18 protein-coding genes and 2 tRNA genes are annotated in these 17,290 nt (G+C 59.7%); 12 read left to right on the top strand and 8 right to left on the bottom strand.

The features are described from left to right. The first annotated feature begins 41 nt into the window (after nt 1–41). Nucleotides 42–1,961, top strand: a complete 1,920-nt coding sequence (gene dnaG / locus EHW12_RS18185; RefSeq protein ID WP_030536590.1) for a DNA primase — start codon at nt 42–44, stop codon at nt 1,959–1,961. Between the two features lies 1 nt (nt 1,962). On the opposite strand, the gene EHW12_RS18180 is transcribed toward dnaG, so the two are convergent. Then, a complete protein-coding gene (locus EHW12_RS18180; RefSeq protein WP_003941570.1) occupies nt 1,963–2,214 on the bottom strand; it encodes a hypothetical protein in 252 nt (83 codons plus the stop codon). Nucleotides 2,215–2,350: 136 nt separating this feature from the next. Between EHW12_RS18180 and EHW12_RS18175 the strand changes: the two genes are divergently transcribed. Then, a tRNA-Asn gene (locus tag EHW12_RS18175) sits at nt 2,351–2,423 on the top strand. 72 nt (nt 2,424–2,495) lie between these two features. On the opposite strand, the gene EHW12_RS18170 is transcribed toward EHW12_RS18175, so the two are convergent. Together EHW12_RS18170 and EHW12_RS35335 are read right to left on the bottom strand one after the other, a co-directional pair. Beyond that, the gene (locus EHW12_RS18170; RefSeq protein WP_223304513.1) at nt 2,496–3,119 is read right to left on the bottom strand and encodes an HAD-IA family hydrolase; all 624 of its coding nucleotides are present in this window, start codon (nt 3,117–3,119) and stop codon (nt 2,496–2,498) included. A 131-nt stretch (nt 3,120–3,250) separates the two neighbouring features. Continuing rightward, nucleotides 3,251–3,448, bottom strand: a complete 198-nt coding sequence (locus EHW12_RS35335; protein WP_003941659.1) for a hypothetical protein — start codon at nt 3,446–3,448, stop codon at nt 3,251–3,253. Between the two features lie 177 nt (nt 3,449–3,625). Here EHW12_RS35335 and EHW12_RS18160 point away from each other — a divergent pair. Further along, nucleotides 3,626–3,699, top strand: a tRNA-Ile gene (locus tag EHW12_RS18160). Between the two features lie 826 nt (nt 3,700–4,525). Here EHW12_RS18160 and EHW12_RS18155 read toward each other — a convergent pair. Both EHW12_RS18155 and EHW12_RS34670 read right to left on the bottom strand, forming a co-directional pair. After that, nucleotides 4,526–5,488, bottom strand: coding sequence for an HTTM domain-containing protein (locus tag EHW12_RS18155; protein WP_125051418.1), 963 nt, complete (start codon nt 5,486–5,488; stop codon nt 4,526–4,528). Next, nucleotides 5,485–5,976 (bottom strand): hypothetical protein, encoded by a 492-nt coding sequence (locus EHW12_RS34670; RefSeq protein WP_020969946.1) that lies wholly within the window; start codon nt 5,974–5,976, stop codon nt 5,485–5,487. Before EHW12_RS34670 ends, EHW12_RS18155 begins: the two co-directional genes overlap by 4 nt. 366 nt (nt 5,977–6,342) lie before the next feature. Between EHW12_RS34670 and EHW12_RS34665 the strand changes: the two genes are divergently transcribed. The 3 genes from EHW12_RS34665 (at nt 6,343) to EHW12_RS18145 (ending at nt 8,032) form a co-directional block, all read left to right on the top strand. Further along, on the top strand, nt 6,343–7,059 hold the full coding sequence (locus tag EHW12_RS34665; protein WP_024487644.1) for an SGNH/GDSL hydrolase family protein: 717 nt from the start codon (nt 6,343–6,345) through the stop codon (nt 7,057–7,059). 158 nt (nt 7,060–7,217) lie between these two features. Beyond that, nucleotides 7,218–7,370: a hypothetical protein gene (locus EHW12_RS34660; protein WP_155277928.1), complete on the top strand. Its 153-nt coding sequence runs from the start codon at nt 7,218–7,220 to the stop codon at nt 7,368–7,370. 314 nt (nt 7,371–7,684) lie between these two features. After that, nucleotides 7,685–8,032 (top strand): hypothetical protein, encoded by a 348-nt coding sequence (locus EHW12_RS18145; RefSeq protein ID WP_054827189.1) that lies wholly within the window; start codon nt 7,685–7,687, stop codon nt 8,030–8,032. Nucleotides 8,033–8,403: 371 nt separating this feature from the next. On the opposite strand, the gene EHW12_RS18135 is transcribed toward EHW12_RS18145, so the two are convergent. After that, on the bottom strand, nt 8,404–8,694 hold the full coding sequence (locus EHW12_RS18135; RefSeq protein ID WP_125051416.1) for a hypothetical protein: 291 nt from the start codon (nt 8,692–8,694) through the stop codon (nt 8,404–8,406). Between the two features lie 49 nt (nt 8,695–8,743). On the opposite strand from EHW12_RS18135, the gene EHW12_RS18130 reads away from it, so the two are divergent. Then, on the top strand, nt 8,744–9,262 hold the full coding sequence (locus EHW12_RS18130) for a DinB family protein (RefSeq protein WP_030536585.1): 519 nt from the start codon (nt 8,744–8,746) through the stop codon (nt 9,260–9,262). Here EHW12_RS18130 and EHW12_RS18125 read toward each other — a convergent pair whose 3' ends face one another. Together EHW12_RS18125 and EHW12_RS18120 are read right to left on the bottom strand one after the other, a co-directional pair. After that, complete coding sequence (locus tag EHW12_RS18125) at nt 9,263–10,735, bottom strand: mannitol dehydrogenase family protein (RefSeq protein WP_042450149.1); 1,473 nt, start codon at nt 10,733–10,735, stop codon at nt 9,263–9,265. It abuts the gene before it with no gap. A 7-nt stretch (nt 10,736–10,742) separates the two neighbouring features. After that, nucleotides 10,743–11,753 carry an NAD(P)-dependent alcohol dehydrogenase gene (locus EHW12_RS18120; protein ID WP_125052653.1) on the bottom strand — a complete coding sequence of 337 codons (1,011 nt, stop codon included), beginning with the start codon at nt 11,751–11,753 and terminating at the stop codon, nt 10,743–10,745. Between the two features lie 139 nt (nt 11,754–11,892). Here EHW12_RS18120 and EHW12_RS18115 point away from each other — a divergent pair, with 139 nt between their 5' ends. The 5 genes from EHW12_RS18115 (at nt 11,893) to ugpC (ending at nt 17,242) form a co-directional block, all read left to right on the top strand. Continuing rightward, nucleotides 11,893–12,891 (top strand): sugar-binding transcriptional regulator, encoded by a 999-nt coding sequence (locus EHW12_RS18115; RefSeq protein WP_054827191.1) that lies wholly within the window; start codon nt 11,893–11,895, stop codon nt 12,889–12,891. A gap of 63 nt (nt 12,892–12,954) precedes the next feature. Continuing rightward, nucleotides 12,955–14,307, top strand: a complete 1,353-nt coding sequence (locus EHW12_RS18110; RefSeq protein ID WP_241198997.1) for a sugar ABC transporter substrate-binding protein — start codon at nt 12,955–12,957, stop codon at nt 14,305–14,307. Further along, entirely contained in the window at nt 14,304–15,254 is a 951-nt protein-coding gene (locus EHW12_RS18105) for a sugar ABC transporter permease (RefSeq protein WP_019748978.1), read from the top strand. Before EHW12_RS18110 ends, EHW12_RS18105 begins: the two co-directional genes overlap by 4 nt. Beyond that, on the top strand, nt 15,254–16,120 hold the full coding sequence (locus tag EHW12_RS18100) for a carbohydrate ABC transporter permease (RefSeq protein ID WP_003941600.1): 867 nt from the start codon (nt 15,254–15,256) through the stop codon (nt 16,118–16,120). Before EHW12_RS18105 ends, EHW12_RS18100 begins: the two co-directional genes overlap by 1 nt. 27 nt (nt 16,121–16,147) lie before the next feature. Further along, nucleotides 16,148–17,242 carry a sn-glycerol-3-phosphate ABC transporter ATP-binding protein UgpC gene (gene ugpC, locus EHW12_RS18095; protein WP_125051414.1) on the top strand — a complete coding sequence of 365 codons (1,095 nt, stop codon included), beginning with the start codon at nt 16,148–16,150 and terminating at the stop codon, nt 17,240–17,242. Nucleotides 17,243–17,290 lie beyond the last annotated feature (48 nt).

Genomic DNA, 17,290 nt, shown 5'->3' with positions numbered 1-17,290 from the left:
CGTTGTCAGGAGGTGCCGGGGGACCGCCTAGACTGATGTACGTGGCGGGCCGAATTTCTGACAGAGACATCGCGGCCATTCGCGAACGCACTCGCATCGAGGACATCGTCGGTGAATACGTTTCACTCAAGCGTGCCGGTGGCGATTCGATCAAAGGTCTGTGTCCCTTTCACGACGAGAAGTCGCCGTCGTTCCATGTGCGACCCAACCACGGCCTCTACCACTGCTTCGGCTGCGGTGAGGGTGGTGACGTGTACTCGTTCCTGCAGAAGATGGATCACATCAGCTTCGTCGAGGCCGTCGAGCAGTTGGCGGATCGACTCAGCTACACGATTTCGTACGAGGGCGGCGGACCGTCCGTTCAGCGCGATCGCGGCACCCGTGCACGCTTGATCGCAGCAAACGCGGCGGCTCAGGAGTTCTACGCCGCTCGTCTGCGCGAACCCGATGCCCAGGCGGCTCGCGACTACCTCACCGAGAGAAACTTCGACGGTGCAGCGGCCCTGCAGTTCGGGTGTGGATACGCGCCAGAAGGTTGGGACACTCTCACAAAACACTTGATGTCCAAAGGTTTCGAGTTCAAAGAACTAGAAGCAGCCGGGCTGTCCAAAGAAGGCCGGCGAGGTCCGATCGACCGGTTCCATCGCCGACTTCTGTGGCCGATCCGCAGCGTCGCCGGTGACGTCATCGGCTTCGGTGCCCGCAAGCTCTTCGACGACGACACCATGCCGGGTAAGTACGTCAACACGCCGGAAACGATTCTCTACAAGAAGTCTCAGGTCTTGTTCGGCTTGGACCTCGCCAAGCGCGACATCGCCAAGGGGCACCAGGCGGTAGTCGTCGAGGGTTACACCGACGTCATGGCGATGCATTTGGCCGGCGTCAAGACCGCCGTCGCTTCGTGCGGAACCGCCTTCGGTGAGGAGCACCTTGCGATGCTCCGTCGACTCCTGATGGACGACAGCTACTTTCGCGGTGAGATCATCTACACCTTCGACGGTGATGCCGCGGGGCAGGCCGCTGCGATGAAGGCGTTCGAGGGTGATCAAAAGATGGCCGGGCAGACGTTCGTCGCCGTCGCGCCCGACGGAATGGACCCGTGCGATCTGCGACTGAAGTCTGGTGACGCCGCCGTTCGCGACCTCGTGGCACGGCGCACTCCGATGTTCGAGTTCGTGGTGAAGTCCATCCTCACCGAACACGATCTGGAGACCGCTGAAGGTCGTGTCGAGGCACTGCGTCGTACCGTGCCCGTCGTTGCGCAGATCAAGGAATCAACTCTGCGCGACAGCTACGCGAATCTGTTGTGCGGATGGGTCGGTTGGGACGATCTTCCGTCGGTTCGACGACGCGTGCGTGACGAAGCTCGCAAACGGGCGTCGACGCGCGGATCGTCACCGGCGCCCAAGCGTCGTCAGGTTGTCGACCAGCCTGCTGCCGATGCGCTTGCGCTGCCGATCGGAATCTCCAGGCCCCGGCCCAACGATCCCGCGCTCTCGACGCAGCGAGCTGTCCTCAAGGCCGCATTGCAGCACCCTGGCATCGCCGGCAGTGTCTTCGACTCGTTGCCGCCCGAGACGTTCACCCACCCCGCCTACGTTGTCATCAGACAGGCAATGGCTGACGCCGGTGGAACGAGCAAGGGACTCGGCGGCGCCGAGTGGATCGAAGTCGTCACCAAGGGCGTCGAAGACATGACGGTGGCCTCGGTTGTATCTGAGCTGGCCGTCGAACCGATGCCGTGTGACGAAGACACGGTTCCGCGCTACATCAACGGAGTGCTCGCACGACTGCAGGAAGCGTGGGTGGGCGAGCAGGTTGCCGACCTCAAATCCAAGCTTCAGCGCGTTTCACCTGCTGCAGCCCCCGAGGAGTACAACTCACTGTTCGGCGACCTCGTGGCGCTGGAGCAGTATCGCCGACAGCTGCGTGAGCAGGCTGTCGGCGACCAAAGCGTCTGACCTAACGGTTTTTCTTCAACTGGTCGTGGGGGACCAGAATCGTAGTCTCCTCGTTGATCGGCTTCATCGGCTCGAGCTTGGGCTGAGTACTCAGTGAGTCGGCCAGCTTCTGCCGTGACGCGTCCAACACCTTCTTGGTGGCCGGACTGGTGGCCACCGCCTTCGCGGCCCGGCTGATCTGCTCGTATCGTGCGCGGCCCGCTTTGGTTCCCAGGACGTACCCAGCTGCAACACCGATCAACAAACGCATCATTCCTGCTTCCCTCCAGCACCGATCGTCCTGACTCCATCCTGCCTGATGACTCGCTGGGCAGGCGATTTGGTACTTCGGTGAAGGATTCGCTACAGTTTCTCAGGCAACGCCGGAACGGGCGAAGCGAGCAAGACAATCCCCTGTAGCTCAATTGGCAGAGCTTCCGACTGTTAATCGGACGGTTGCTGGTTCGAGTCCAGCCGGGGGAGCAGCAAAGCCCCTCACCTGAGAAATCGGGTGGGGGGCTTTCTTGTTGTGGTCTGACCTTGTTTTTGTCTGACCTAGTGCGCTCGCAGCAGACCCACCGATCGAAGTGCCGATTCGACGTCTGCCGCCTTGTTTGCTTGTTCGCCGCGAATTCCCAGCCGTCGAGCGCTGAGGACGTTCACCGGGTTGTCGTCGACGAAGAAGGTCTGCTGTGGACGCGCATCGAGCAACTCCAGCGCAGCCAGGAAGGCCGCAGGTTCGGGTTTGGTAGCTCCGAGCATGCAGGAGAAAACATGCTCGTCGATTGCCGATGGAGTTACGACACTCTCGATGGCGGCCAAGAGAACAGGTCCGTTGTCGGAGAGTGTGGCGACCACGACCCCCTCGCTTCGAAGCGCGATTGCGAGATCGATGACCGCGCGGTCCGGGATGAAGGCCTTGGCCCAGGCTCGGCGTAGCTCGTCGCGGTCACCAGGAAACCCGAGTCGTCGAAAGCGTTCCAGGATCGCGGTTTCGGAGTGAATGCCGAGATCGCATTCCTGGTCGAACCCGGACGCGAACACGAGGGCATGAATCTCGTCTTCCGTGACGCCGATGGCCGCAGCCAGTTCTGCGGCGCGACGGTCAGGCTCGAATCGACACAGCACACCGCCCAGGTCGAACAACACGAGTTCAGGTGGTCCGCTGTCGTTCGCCATGTCGGAGAGGATAGGCGGCATCAGCACCCGTGAACGCGACGCGAAGATATTGGCGACAGATACACCAAAGCCCGACGCAAGTGTCTGCGTCGGGCTTTCGGTGGAACCGTCGAACTGTCTGACCGGTGCGCCTACTTCGCTGCGCGATCCGACGGCTCGAACAGCCGGATGATGTGGCTGGGGTTGATGTAGTAGACACCATTCGGAGAATTGAGAACGAGAGTGTCTTCGGTGAAATCGGTGACGGTGCCGTTCAGTTTCGCGCCGTCGGACATGATGATCCGGATCGTGGCCTTCGAGTTCTTGAATTCGGTCAGTGCAAGCTTCATGTGGTGATCCTGTTCCGTGGGGTGTGCACTCCCACGGTATCGGCTCATCGCGCCTGTGCCGACCAACCTTGGAAGACTCGACTCGAAAGAGTGCAACGCGTCACCGCCTGCCCGATTGTGATCCGCGTCGGATGTGCCGGTAACATTCGGATTCGCCGCGATGCATCGCATCCGGATGGGGCGGTAGCTCAGTCGGTTAGAGCCGTGGACTCATAATCCATTGGTCGCGGGTTCGAGCCCCGCCCGCCCCACGTTCAGGTGCCGTGAGCCCGCGGGTCAGCCCCAATGACTTTTGTCGAAGATCATGCTCCAGACGATCGCCAAGGCGACAAGTGCACAGAGTGCAATCACCAAGACATTCGCCCACACATTGTTGGGATTGAATCGCCTGGCAATGCGCCTGCGGTTGCGTCTGAGTCGAGCGTTCGTGGTCACACAAGGAATCGTCGCATCATGATCGTCGATCGCAGATGAGGTGAAAGTCTCGGATCCAGATGACCAATTTCCCGACAGTGTCGGATGTGCAACGCTTCTGGGCGTGACCGAGACAGCGACCACTCGGAAGACGAAGGAAAAGCAGGTATCTGTCCAGGTATTTCAGCGTATGTGCTCAACCAGCCGAAGTGTCATGCTCTGGATGTACCTACGCACGGCGATCGAAGGTGATTTCGAAGATCGACCTCGGGGGTCACTGAACAATTGTCTGTACCTGCCGGCGCGAACCCGGCCCACAGGTGACGATGATGCGTTCCAGCGACCCCCTGAGCGTCGACGCACGCTGGTTAAGCAGACAGCTGGCAAGAAACCATTTTCGCCTGGTGTTAGTGCAGGCAGTCGAGCCGACCCCCGCGGCTCGACTGCCCCCAACACGCGACGTGGGGTCCGAATGGCGGCGCCGAATTGGCGATTGGGGCGCCCGTCTGCGAACCAAATGTCAGCGAAAGTAGAAGTTCTCGGAATTTCATTGGGAGACAGTAGGTTTCTTTGATCCCCAGGTTGAGGGAGCCTGAGGATCGCCTACCTGTGATTGGGGCACTCCCGAACTGTGACGGAAAGGTCCGCTCCCGGATATTAGATTTACGGTGCGTCCGAATTGGCCGGAGATACTTGACGTGGAGTTTCCGGCGCCGACGTTCTACCGATATCGGGCCTTCTGCCCAGGGCTCGCTCGGTGACCCATACGGCAGGTGCCGACAGGAACGGCAGATACACGAAGATATAGCTGTCGAACTCGATGCCCAACGCGAGATAAACCCCAAGGTGAAACCCGAGTAAGACGACGATCCCGATTCTGAACAAGACAGGGAAGAGCACGGCAACGATCAACCAGCCTTCAGCGAAGACAGTGGCGTAGTCGAGTGCTTTCCATAGCCACTCCGAATGGATGTCGAATAGTTCGTGGGTCAGCGGACCGAGCTTGGTGGGGTCAGCGACGTCTCGCGCAACGTAGCCCCGGGTTGCCTGCAATTCGGGGTTCAGCCAGCCCGACGCAGCTTTGGGTAGTGCCGCTGTAAACAGGGCGTAGGCGACCGTCACTGCCCAGATGAGCATGGGCAGTCCGCGGGTTTGAAGTGCTTTGCGTTGTGTGCGTGAACGTCGTGCGTCGAGGGACCATGCGGCGCCCCATCCAGCGGCTGCCATGGCCACCGGCAAGATTTCGAAAAGAATGAAGTGGTCGACCTTGCCGAAGGAATTGACCAACCCGCTGCCGGTCATGAGCGTGAGGGTCATTGCGATGGACGCGGCTGTCGTTCGATATCCGACCAAGATGGCGATCGCCAGGATGAATCGGGCGACTTCGAGTCCGACGAGGAAGTTCTCGGAGGGTGGTGACGACAGCAGGGAGAACGGACCGGATTGCGGATGAAACAGAATCGAGGGAACCTCGCCCGCCCACGTGTAGTCGATGGGAAACGCGATCACATATAGCGCGAAGAGGATTCGAATGACAGCGAGGAACCTCGCATCCCCGCGGTACGCCTCGCACAACTGATCGATGTGGTCGCGCAGGAACAACAGAGTTCCCGCACGGGCACTCATAGATCAACCCTTGTCGTTTCGCACGGGTCAGTTGACGCATCGGTTCCGTCGGTGATGTCGATAATTGTTTTGCGCCAGCAGAACTCGATACTGTCCGGGATGGCACCACTTCCGACTTCGACGCTGCGGTTTCGGAGCCATTCGACCAATTCAGGGTCCGCGGTTCGGGTGTTGCGGTCGCCTGCCCCGCTGGGGCGGAACGCATAATCGAGTGATGCTCTCGCGGATGAGTAGCGAATATCGCCGGCGAGATCCACTGGGTTGGGACTGATCGTGGATCCGTCGGTGTAATGGAGAGTGATATCCAAGCCACTCCCACTGAACTCGCCGTCTGCATTGGGCACGCCACCGAAGCTGGGCATGCGAATTGTCGGGTACGGCTCAGGGCGGACACCGAACGAGTAGGCGCCTTGCACGAGGAGTACGACTGCGAGTGCTGCGATCGCGATCAGTCGCCGATTGCTGCGCTTTGCTTCTGTTTCCGGCATGTCGACGTTCTTCCTGGCACCTGGTGCCGGTTTCTTCGAATGAGAAAAATAGAGGGGATTGCCGAGCGAGGGGACTGGGTGTTGTCGCGCGTCCGTGCAGATGTGCCGAAAGTAGTTGAAGTGTCGACGAAATATAGCTGCGCGATTGCCGCTTGTCGCAGTGTTGATTTGAAAATGGACTTTGGTCCGTCGAATGGGGGACAGTGTGCCCTGAATGCTTTGCCGCGCCTTAACTTCCAGCAAGCTTCGCCCCAGTCTGCTGTGAGAGCGGGATTTCACTCCTTCGTTGATGGCCGATTCAAGCGGAACGACAGATGCTTGACACTCGCTCAGAGGCAACATGATTCGACCCCGTATGTTTACGGGGTGACCAAACCCAACAAGCGAACTGTCGCCGTCATCGGTGCCATGGTTTTCACCGTCGTAGCGGTGATCGTAGGATTTGCGTACGAGCAATCCCGAGACAGTCGGGCAACTGCCTCTGTATCGCAGCCTGACAGTTCGGCGCCGGCGCTGAATGCCCCTACCGACGACTTCGACACGGTCGCAATTTTGGGGGACTCGTACTCGATTCCGAACACGACGGGAGATCATTGGCCGGCGCTGCTCGCCTTCGATCGTCGCTGGTACCTGGCAGATTTTGCGAGCGGTGGCACCGGCTACGTCCAGGGAAACGAGGAAAAAGGCAAGCTACCGTTCGGTGCGAAAATTGATCAGGTCGTTGCGGTGAATCCCGAGGTCGTCATCATCGCCGGCGGTCGGAACGATGTTTCGTACCCGCTCGAGGTGCGAGATGCGACTCGGGAGTTGTATGCGCAGCTACGAGATCGGCTTCCTCACGCCAAGGTTGTCGTCATCGGCCCCATCATGGACAACCGGCCTCCATCCGAGACCGCTGTCAATGTCAACGATCGAATCCGTTCCGCCGCTGAGCAGTACAAGCTGCCTTTCATTGATGCGCTCGCAGAGAACTGGCTGTCGGACCCGACGTTACTCAAGGAAGACGGCATGCATCCCACGCCGGCAGGTCAAAGGCTCATGTTCGAGAAGATCAGCGAGCACCTTCACTCGCTCGGTCTCTAGCTCTGAAGGAAAGCGAAGAGGACCCCGCAGGCGCGGGGTCCTCTTTTTCGTGAAAAGTATTGTCGGACTTAGGTCATCAGTAGCGAGGACTTTGGGCGCAGTCTTGGCTGGCCGGCTGCCTCACACGGTGATGGAGAAGTTCGGGTAAGAAAGCTCTCGTGGACTGTGTCGCCGCCCCTATCCGCGTTGCGGCTTTCGTGCATCGCAGTTCACCGCAGGTGATGCACGCGCGGCGATACCTACGCTGGGAGCTCGTCGGCGGAATGTCGTTCTTGTCCCTTGCCGGTGGCTCGACCATCACTGCAGCCTGAACGGAGATGGCAGGGACGGCGTAGATCATGTCGATAAGTTGGCCACCCCTGATGTTCTGCGCCACCCGTGATCAAACCGGGCAATCGGAACAAAGTGCTTGTCGAAGAGTTACAGTTGATGTTAATATGTAACGATAGGTCGCAAATGAACAGCGGCTTCGAGGTCTCGCTACCGGAAGCCGATGGGCGCCGGGGGAGATTCGTCTGCTGTCGATGGACGCGACGCCGTTGGGCGGCACGGACAAAGGCTCTGTGAATTGCGCCGGGTCGCACCCCTGATCAACCTGACAGACCAACGTAACGGAGAACATACTGTGACAATCAAGAACTCGATCGGGCCTGGTGTCGAAGCCGATCATGGAAACAGGCTGTTCGGCAACACTATTCGATCAGCTGAAGGTGAGGAACTGGTCCAGCGGCTGAATGCCATGTTCGAGCGAGCGAACAGCGCGGGTCAGGTGGTGAATCAACGAGAACTCTCGACCGTGCTTTCTGTGCGGAGATCCGAGGGTTCGCCGGTCGACCGGTCGATTCCGGCGCCTGACAGGCTGATGCATGCGATCGAGGGACTCTCGTACGAATCCATTTCCCTGTTGATTTGTGCGGCCGAGCATTTACTGCGTTCGGAAGGGGTACATGTCGACTCGACGCCCTTCACGTGAGGGGTGACGAGACCCGTCGAGGAAATCGAAGTGATCGGTCCGTCGCCGACGAACGAGTATTTTGTCACGAACGGAATGACGTAGTTACGTCGTCGTTTGTAATTCTGTTGTGCGACCGGCGAATCAGGCCTCCGGCGTTGCTCGGTCGCACGATCCCGATTTCGCTGCTTCGAAGGCTTCTTGGGTGCGCTCACGCGCCTCAGCGTCGAATCCTCTCCAGTCGTCGTGCGGTCCGCTCGTGTCATCGCGGACTCGATCGATCGGCGACGTGGGATCAGTCGGAGTATGTCCAGTTCTTCGGCCGATCCGAGTATCGACCGGCAAATCTTGTCGACGGAGTCAGATGCCGGATAACGGCACCGAAATACGGATCAACATTCACCTCGGGAAGCCGCATGAAGTGAATTGACTATCGCAGTCTGCTGTTGTGGTGTGAACGCTGCCCAGGCGCTGGCGGAACCCGCGAGTTCAGGGACATCGTTCCATCCAGGGCTCTGTAGCCGGGCCAACGCCGCCTCGACCGTCCCGAAAACTTCGAGGTACGCATGTGCGTCGTCGCATGTGAAGGCGAGTTCGTGTGGTTCGGCGTCGCCCACGTCCCCGCCACACGAAGTAAGCATCAGCACGAATGGAGTCGCAATAGCGATCATGATTCGCTTCATCGGCCAATCGAAGCAGACTGACCCCGCCCTGGCGGACTATTCTCGATCCATGCCGATCACCCCGGATACAAAGAACTGGACCTGGGTCCTCGAACGCCCATGCGCCGAGTGCGGGTTTGATTCGTCCGCTGTGGCGTTCGCGGATGTTCCAGATCTTGTGCGTAGCAATGCCGTCTCGTGGGCCGAGGTACTGGAGCGCGAGAATGTGACGGAGCGACCGGACAGCGAAACATGGTCAGCGCTGGAGTATTCCGCCCACGTACGCGACGTGTTCCGGATCTTCAAGGTGCGGTTGGAACAGATGCTCGAATTCGACGATCCGCGATTCGAGAACTGGGATCAGGACGCAACAGCCGAGGCCGAGCGGTACAACGACCAAGATCCGGCAAAGGTGGCATCGGAATTGTCCGACGCCGCGGCGGAGGTCGCGAATGCCTTCGAAACCGTGCCAGAGGGTAGCCGCCAACGACGGGGTCTCCGCAGTGACGGATCGGCGTTCACCGTCGAATCGTTGGCGGCCTACTTCATTCACGATCCGATCCATCACCTGCACGACGTCTCGGTGTAGTCAGAGCCCGCGCACCTCCTCGAGGGTTCTTCTGGCTCCGACGGAGTGCAATGAGTCGAGGGTCTTTCGGAAGCTAGCGACAAATCGGCGATCGTCCACGAGATCGCCGAACACTTGGCGGTACCCGATGAAGGCCAACGGGTCGCTCGACTGTTTCTGGGCGAGCGGCACCAGAGTGTCCGACAGCTGATCGACGACGGTGATGGGATCTCCGTTCTCGTCTGTGCCCTCGGCGTAGCGGGCCCAGCTAGCGACAATTGCGGTGGACAGGTTGATCGACCCACCGGTGTCGAGTTGGTTCCGGATGACGGGCAACAGCCACTTGGGAATTCGATCGGACGACTCGGCACACAGACGTGCAATCGTGTCGCGGATCTGGGGGTTCGAGAATCTTTCGATGAGGGTCTTCTTGTACTGATCGAGGTCGACGCCGGGTACCGGGTCAAGGGTCGGCGTCGCTTCGAGATTCATGTAGTCGAGCAGGAACCCCGACAAGAGTTCGTCCTGGCATGCCTCGTGGACCAGGCGGTATCCGGCAAGGTAGCCGAAGTACGCGATGCCTTGATGGCCGGCATTGAGAAGGCGCAGTTTCATCAGTTCGTACGGGCGAACATCCGGCACGAGATTGACGCCGGCATTCTCCAGAGGTGGCCTGCCTGAGGTGAACTCGTCCTCGAGGAACCACGCGGTGAACGGCTCAGCCGCGACCGGCCACTGATCTTCCACGCCAAACGTCTCGGCGATCTCGGTGGTCACCTCGGCTGTCGTGACGGGTGTGATCCGGTCGACCATGGAGTTGGGGAAGGCGCCGTTCTCGTCGATCCACTCCGCAAGTTCGGGATCCTTCAGGGCGGCGAACGCTCCGACTGCCGTCCTGGCGACCGATCCGTTGCCTTCGATGTTGTCGCAACTCATGATCGTGAACGGGGCGAGGCCCCGGTCGCGACGGAGTGCGAGTGCCGCACAAATCAGACCGAAGGTGGTGTGGGGGAGTGTTCCCGGCTCGAGATCGTGCATTACATCGGGATCGGACGCGTCGAACTCACCCGTAGTGTGCGAGATGTTGTATCCGCCCTCGGTGATGGTGAGAGATACGATTTTCGTCGATTCGGATGCCATCTTTTCGATCACCGCCTCCGGATCCTCCGGAGCGAACAGGTACTCGACGATCGACCCGATGACCCGGGCCTCGAGGGTTCCGTCAGAATGCTTGAGCGCCAGCGTGTAGAGGCAGTCCTGCGCGCGGAGAGCGTCTTTCATCCGCTTGTCCGACGGCATCACTCCCACTCCGCAGATTCCCCAGTCGAAGCCCTCACCGCGTCGCAGGAGATCATCGATGTACATGGCCTGGTGTGCACGGTGAAAGCCTCCGACACCGAAATGCACTATGCCAGTAGTGACTTTGCTCCGGTCGTAGTTCGGCACTTCGAGTGCAGCATCGAAGTCGAACAGGGTCTTCGTATTGAGTTCCATGAAAGTACTAGTCTCCTTCGGCGACGATGACTACGGCTTTGATGCTGCCGAGAATGCAATCGGCCACCAGGGCCTCTTGCGACTGTTCGAGTGAAAAGCGTGCTGTGACCATCGAGTCCAGATCGACGCGCCCGGCAGCGACCAATGCGGCGGCGATCGGCCACGTGTTGGCGTACCGGAACACTCCGGTCAGCATCAGTTCGCGATTCTGAATGATCGGGACCGGCAACGGTATCTCGTCGGCACCCATTCCGACCAGAACGACGGTCCCAGCGGGCCGAACTGCGTGAATCCCGTCGATCACCGCGGCCGTGGCACCCGAGGCGTCGATGAATGCGTCGACGGCCAGCGAGCGTACGTCGCTCTCACGTGGATCAACGACGGTTGTTGCGCCGAATTTCAGTGCCACATCACGTCGGGCCGCATCGATGTCCGAGACGATGACTTCCGTCGCGCCGAATGCCTTGGCCACCTGCGTCGTCACGATTCCTACCGGGCCGGCGCCGGCGATCAACACCCGAGAGCCGGCAGTGATCCCCGCCTTCTGGGCTGAGGCGATCCCTACGGAGAGTGGCTCGAACAGCGCAGCTGCCTCGTAGGACACGGAATCTGCGATGGGATGGGCGAAGTCGGCACCGATCGTGACGTAGTCGGTCAGCGCACCGTCGATCGGCGGCGTCGCGAAGAACTCCATATGAGGGCAGAGGTTGTATCTGCCTGCCTTGGATTCGGGACTTGTCGGATCGGGCTTCTGAGGCTCGATGGAGACACGCTGCCCGATGCGTCTTGGGTCGACGCCGTCACCGACCGCAGCGATGCGTCCCGATGCTTCGTGTCCGAGAACGAGCGGTGAGTTGACTACGTAAGGGCCGATGCGACCTTCGTGAAAGTAGTGCGCGTCCGACCCGCACACGCCCACGGCATGGATGCGAACGAGGACTTCACCCGCCTTCGGGGACGGTCGTGGTCTCTCGACCATCTGCATCTTTCCGGTCTCGACGAGGACATTTGCCCGAATTGTCGCAGGTAGATCGACGGATTCTCCGGAAACTGTTGTGTGGGTCACAACGTAGATGTTAGCTTAATGAGCATAAGAACATCTAGTGAGCATTGGCTCACGATCAAGAAACTTTGAACCTGATGCACAAGGAGACCGCGTGAACCAGTCGGCTCAGCCCACAGGACTCAAGACGTCGAAGTTGCCCGCTTCCGAAGATGTGCGGCTCGCCTTGCGGGCAGCGACCATGTATCACCTCGAAGGTGCCACTCAGGCGGAGATTGCAGCGAAGTTGGGCGTCTCGCGGCCGACAGCCGGGCGACTGTTGGCCAGGGCGCGGACGCAAGGTTTGGTCAGGGTCGAGATTTTGGTACCGCCGGAGCTCGAAGGTTCGGTGAACACGGAGTTGGAATCGAAGCTGGAGAAGCACTTCGGGTTGGCCGAAGTGTTGATCGTCCCCGAAGCGATTTCGGATGCGGACGACCCGGACTTCGACGCACTCGGTCGACGAGCAGCGGAAGTTCTGGTTCGTCGTCTGCAGCCTTCGAGCGTTCTCGGGTTTACCTGGGGTCCGGAAACCGTTGCGGTAGCAGGATCTTTGCCAGACAAGGCCGCGAAGTGCTCGGCTGTGGTACAACTTGACGGCTCCATGACGGTGACCGACTACCAAACCGGTGTCGACTTCACCATCGGCCGATGTGCACAACAGTTGCAGGCCAATCCTATTCGTCTCAACGCTCCGCTGTATGCCGACCCGGCGACTGTGGAGTCGATGCGAAACGACTCGGTGATCTCGAAGGCGCTGCAAGCCGGAACTGATTCCGACATCATGGTTTTCGGAGTTGGTGCCGTCTCGACTGCCACGACCTTGTTTGCCGGTAGCTTCGTCGACTCGACCATGCTGGACGAGTTGGAAAGTCGAGGCGCTGTCGGTGAAATCGGCGGCCGTTTCTACACGATCGACGGCAATCCAGTGGAGGGGCCACTGCCTGAGCGAACGGTCTCAGTATCGCTCGACGCAGTGAAATCCTGCGATCAGACGATTCTGATTTCGGGGGGAACACACAAACGCCAGGCCGTTCTGGGCGCATTGCGCGGAGGTTTGGCAAACGTACTCGTCACCGACGTCGAGTGCGCCCAGTGGCTGCTCGAAGGCTAGCGATCTCACGAGTTTCGCGGTCCGAGCGCGCGACTGACACGCAAGTGTGAAGGAAGGTAATCCGTGAAAACAGGAAGACGAGTGTGGGGCGCTGCCGCGGCGGCGCTCTGCCTCCTGGTGTCGGGATGTGCGGGCGCTGGTGCGCTCGGTGGTTCCGGCGAACGAACAGTCACCATTGCGATGGTGTCGAACTCGCAGATGCAGGACGCCATCAAGCTGGCGCCGGCTTTCGAAGCCGACAACCCTGGCATCGACCTCAAATTCGTCAGCCTTTCCGAGAACCAGGCGCGCGCCAAGATCACAGCGTCGACGGCAACCGGCGGCGGTGAGTTCGACGTCGTGATGATCAGCAACTACGAGACACCTCAGTGGGCTGCAAACGGTTGGCTCACGAACCTGTCCGACTATGCAGACACGACGCCCGGTTACGACGAGGACGACTTCGTACCGTCGATCAAGACTTCTCTGTCGTACGAGGACAGTATGTACGCGGTCCCCTTCTACGGGGAGTCGTCGTTCCTGATGTACCGCAAGGATCTGTTCGATCAGGCGGGGATTACAGTTCCCGAAGACCCGACGTGGCAAGAAGTTGCAGGTTGGGCAGCACAGTTCGACAACCCGGACGCCAAGATGGCGGGAATCTGCTTGCGCGGAAAGCCTGGCTGGGGTGAGGTGCTCGCACCGCTGAACACCGTGATCAACACCTTCGGTGGACGCTGGTACGACGAGAATTGGAATGCGCAGCTGACCAGTCCGCAGGTCGAGGATGCGGTTCAGTTCTACGTGGACACGGTCAAGGAGCACGGTCAGCCGGGTCCTGCCACAAGCGGATTCGGTGAATGTGCAACACAATTCGCGCAAGGCAATACGGCGATGTGGTACGACGCGACGTCGGCTGTGTCGGTTCTCGAGGACCCTGCGTCGTCGAAGGTAGTCGGCAACATCGGATATGCGAAGGCCCCGAAGGTCGAGAAGTCCGATCCTGGTTGGCTCTACACGTGGGCGCTCGGAATCCCGGAGTCGGCAAAGAACAAAGATGACGCCTGGAAGTTCATTTCCTGGATGACGAACAAGGACTACATCCAGAAGGTCGGAACCGAACTCGGCTGGTCGAGAGTTCCTCCGGGAAGTCGCCTATCGACCTACGAGATTCCGGAATATCAAGAGGCCGCACAGGCATTCGGTCCGATCACCCTCGAATCGATCAACAATGCAGATCCGAAAAACCCGACAGTGCAACCGGTTCCGTACACCGGCGTCCAGTTCCTCACCATCCCTGAGTTTCAGGACCTGGGCACTCGCGTCAGCCAGCAGATCAGTGCGGCCATCGCGGGTCAGAAGAGCGTGAAAGAAGCACTCGAACAATCCCAGCAGTATGCCGAGGTGGTCGGCAAGACCTATCAGGAGAACCGATGACTACGGTTGCCGAGCCCAGAACTACCGTGGACGACGCGCCACCGGTCCGTGTCGAAAAGAAGATCTCCCGCGCCGAGGGTTGGCGTCGTAGAGGTCCCCTGTTGCCGGCGTTGATCTTCTCGATCGTCGTCACCCAGATTCCGTTTCTGTTCACCCTCTACTACTCGACGCAGTCGTGGAACCTAGTCCGGCCGGGATCGCGGCACTTCAACGGGTTCGACAACTACATAGAGGTTTTCAAGGACAGTCAGTTTCGGGAAGTCGCGGTCAACACGGTCATCATGATCGTGGGAACCGTCATCGTTTCCGTGATCCTCGGACTCGCGCTGGCGCTGCTACTCGACCGCGCATTCCTTGGTCGGGGCATCGTCCGGACACTGCTGATCACGCCGTTTCTCATCACTCCCGTCGCCGGCGCATTGCTGTGGAAGACAACAATGTTCGACCCGGTGTTCGGTATCGTGAACTTTGTCCTCCAGCCTTTCGGCGTCGGCCAGGTCGACTGGGTCAGTAAGTTTCCGCTCGCCGCCGTCATGATCAATCTGATCTGGCAATGGACGCCCTTCATGATGCTGCTCATTCTGGCCGGTTTGCAGTCCATGCCCCGAGACATTCTCGAAGCCGCACGAGTGGACGGAGCCAAGCCGTTTGCGATGTTCCGCGAACTGACGTTGCCGCACCTGCGCCGCTTCATCGAACTCGGTGCAGTTCTGGGTGCGATCTACCTCGTGAACACCTTTGACGCGGTGTACATGATGACCTCGGGTGGGCCCGGCGTGGCCAGCTCGAACCTGCCGTTCTACATCTACCAGCGCGCGTTCCTCGGCTTCGACGTAGGTCAAGCTGCGGCGATGGGTGTCGTAACAGTGATCGCGACGATCATCGTGTCGACACTTGCGCTCCGATTGATCTTCAAGAGCTTCACCGGCAACGAGGAGGCGGCGTGATGACTGCCGTAGAGACGACAAGCGCGACGGCCGACAAGCCCGTCGTCAAGAAAAAGAAGAGCAGCAAGTTCAGTCCGTGGTCGGTTGTGGCGTGGATCGCCGCTCTCGGGTTTTTCTTCCCGGTCTTCTGGATGGTCCTCACCGCGTTCAAGACCGAGGCAGACGCCTACACGGATCCGCCGAAGCTGTTCTTCACTCCCACCCTCGAACAGTTCCGTGCCGTCCTCGACTCCGGTCTCGGCACGACGCTGGCAAACTCCGCATTTGCGACGGCCATGTCGACGATTCTTGTTCTGCTACTGGGTGTTCCGGCTGCGTTTGCATTGTCGCTTCGCCCGGTAGCCAAGACTCAGGACGTTCTGTTCTTTTTCATCAGTACCAAGATGCTCCCAGTCGTCGCTGCAATCGTGCCGCTGTACGTGATCGTCAACGACATCGGGTTGCTCGACAACATCTGGGCGCTGGTCATCTTGTACACATCGATGAATCTGCCGATCGCAGTGTGGATGATGCGTTCGTTCTTTCTCGAAGTCCCCGGCGAACTTCTCGAAGCTGCCAGCATGGACGGCGCGAGTTTGTGGACCTCGGTTCGCGAGGTGATCCTCCCGCTGATCTCGCCCGGAATTGCTGCGACTGCGCTGATCTGCGTGATCTTCTCGTGGAACGAATTCTTCTTCGCCGTCAACCTGACAGCTGTTCAAGCGCAGACGATTCCGGTCTTCCTGGTCGGGTTCATCACCGGCGAGGGACTGTACTGGGCTCGGCTCTCCGCGGCAGCGACCATGGCGGCATTGCCCGTCATCCTGGCCGGTTGGTTCGCCCAGAACAAACTGGTGCGCGGCCTGTCCTTCGGTGCAATCAAATAATTCTCCTCACCCTCTCAGGAGTTCGTCATGGCTGAAATCTCGTACCAGAAAGCGTCTTGCATCTACGAAGGTGCCGGGACCCTCGCTGTCGATTCACTCGATCTCGACATCAACGACGGGGAGTTCATCGTGCTCGTCGGTCCGTCAGGTTCCGGAAAGTCCACGGCCCTGCGCATGTTGGCAGGGCTCGAGGACATCGATTCCGGCGCGATCACCATCAACGGCAAGGACATGACCGATGTCCCGTCCAAGGATCGCGACATCGCAATGGTCTTCCAGAATTACGCGCTGTACCCCAACAAAACCGTCGGGGAAAATATGGGGTTCGCGTTGAAGATGCGCGGTGTGCCCGTCGAGGAGCGTAAGAAGAAAGTGGCCGAAGCGGCCAAACTGCTTGACCTGACGGAATACCTCGACCGCAAGCCGGCCAAGCTTTCCGGTGGTCAACGGCAGCGAGTTGCCATGGGCCGTGCAATCGTTCGTGAACCGCAAGTGTTCTGCATGGACGAGCCGCTCTCCAACCTCGACGCAAAGCTACGCGTCCAGACCCGCACGCAGATCGCGGCGTTGCAGCGTCGTCTCGGAACCACCACCGTCTACGTCACGCACGATCAGGTGGAAGCGATGACGATGGGTGATCGAGTGGCAGTGCTCAAGGGCGGCAAGTTGCAACAATTCGCCTCTCCGACCGAACTTTACGATCGGCCGGCCAATGCGTTTGTTGCCGGTTTCATCGGATCTCCAGGTATGAACTTGGTAACGGCGCCGGTCAGTTCGGGTGGGGTGCGTTTCGGTGACGTCGAGGTTCCGCTGGACCGCGAGCAGATGGCGGCAATCGCCGCGGCCGGTCTGGACTCGGTCACAGTAGGAATTCGACCCGAGCAATTCCAGGTGGTTGCCGCTGGAGACGGAATCGCAGCTCAGATCGACCTGGTGGAGGAACTGGGCAACGAGTCGTACATCTACGCGCACGTACCTGGCACGGAATCCGATCCGATTTCGCTCGTCGCACGCACCGGCGGGCGATCGAAGCTGCAGTACGGCCAGACGCTGGGCTTCGAGCGGGTGGACGGCCTCGTTCACCTCTTCGACCCGGCTACGGGCGAGCGTGTGGGTAGCTGAATCCCATCGCATTCGTGACCTGCTCGGCACCCGAACTCGTTCGTGCCG

The sequence above is a fragment of the Rhodococcus sp. NJ-530 genome (assembly GCF_003860625.1).
Classification (GTDB): domain Bacteria; phylum Actinomycetota; class Actinomycetes; order Mycobacteriales; family Mycobacteriaceae; genus Rhodococcus_F; species Rhodococcus_F qingshengii.
Note: the sequence above shows the minus strand (reverse complement) of the source record. Positions and strands in the feature narration are given on the sequence as shown.